We start from the raw sequence: 1455 nt of genomic DNA, 5'->3' as shown, positions 1-1455 counted from the left end.
AGCCAACATACATGTTAATGACACACCGCCATCGCGAGCAGGCTCACTCCTCCAGGGATCCGCGTAGAGCGCTAACTCAGCGCTTGCGCAGAATCACGCTACCGATCGAGTAACCGGCGCCGAACGAACTCAGTACCGCCAGCGAACCGGCAGGCAGGTCGTCCTGGTTCTTGTGGAAGGAAATTACCGAACCGGCGGAGCTGGTGTTGGCGTAAGTGTCGAGAATCACCGGCGCTTCCTGTTCGGTGGCGTCGCGACCGAGCAGTTTCTTGACGATCAGGTGGTTCATGCTGAGGTTGGCCTGGTGCAGCCAGAAACGCTTCACGTCGCTGACGTTGAGCTGGTTTTCTTGCAGATGCTCACCGATCAGCTCGGCCACCATCGGGCAGACTTCCTTGAACACCTTGCGGCCTTCCTGGACGAACAGCTTGTCTTTCGCACCGATGCCCTCTTCCGCCGCGCGGTTGAGGAAACCGAAGTTGTTGCGAATGTTGTTGGAGAACTTGGTCAGCAGCTTGGTGCTGACGATGTCGAACTGGTACTTGGACGTGGCCAGGTCGGCACGTTCGATGATCACGGCCGTGGCCGCATCGCCGAAGATGAAGTGGCTGTCGCGGTCGCGGAAGTTCAGGTGACCGGTGCAGACTTCCGGGTTGACCATCAGGATCGCCCGGGCCTGACCCAACTGGATGCTGTTGGCGGCGGTCTGGATGCCGAAGGTCGCCGAAGAGCAGGCCACGTTCATGTCGAAACCGAAACCCTGGATGCCCAAGGCTTCCTGTACTTCGATGGCGATCGCCGGATAGGCGCGTTGCAGGTTGGAGCAGGCGACGATCACGCCGTCGATGTCCGCTGCGGTTTTGCCGGCGCGTTGCAAGGCTTGTTCGGCAGCGCCGATGGCCATCTGGCACAGCACCGACCATTCGTCGTTCGAGCGCTCCGGCAGGCGTGGCGCCATGCGTTGCGGGTCGAGGATGCCTTCCTTGTCCATGACAAAGCGGCTCTTGATGCCGGACGCTTTTTCGATGAACGCTGCGCTGGATTCGGTCAATGCTTCGACTTCACCGCTCGCGATGGCGTCGGCGTTATCGGCGTTGAATTGCGCCACATAGGCATTGAAAGACTGCACCAGCTCTTCGTTGGAGATGCTGTTGGCCGGGGTGTACAGGCCGGTGCCACTGATGACGACGTTATGCATGGTCGTGTCTCTAATCTGTTCAGGCAGAAAGCATTGGCACCGACGTACCAACACACAAAGGGTCTATTCCCATCCGGGGGACGCAAACCTGGCATCGCTTTATTCCGACCTGCCCGCGGCGGCGAAGGCTCAAAACCGCGGGGCCGGCGTTTATAGGCGCGAAGTTTGCCATAAACAGGGGATTTTGGCGCCTTTTTGCTGGATGGCCCCATACGCAAATGTAGGAGCTGCCGAAGGCTGCGATCTTTTGATTTGAA

The 1455-nt window shown here is 59.0% G+C and carries 1 protein-coding gene; it reads right to left on the bottom strand.

What is annotated here, in order from left to right:
• Positions 1-76: 76 nt before the first annotated feature.
• On the bottom strand, positions 77-1198 hold the full coding sequence (locus ACW9JC_RS30260) for a beta-ketoacyl-ACP synthase III (protein ID WP_457459654.1): 1122 nt from the start codon (positions 1196-1198) through the stop codon (positions 77-79).
• Between the last annotated feature and the right edge of the window lie 257 nt (positions 1199-1455).

The organism is Pseudomonas sp. SDO5591_S426 (assembly GCF_054070755.1).
The sequence above is the reverse complement of the archived record's forward strand: the minus strand, read 5'-3'. Positions and strand labels throughout refer to the sequence as shown.

Coding starts and splice junctions, on each gene's coding strand:
- ACW9JC_RS30260 (WP_457459654.1), bottom strand. CDS start 1,198: ATGCATAACGTCGTCATCAGTGGCACCGGCCTGTACACCCCGGCCAAC.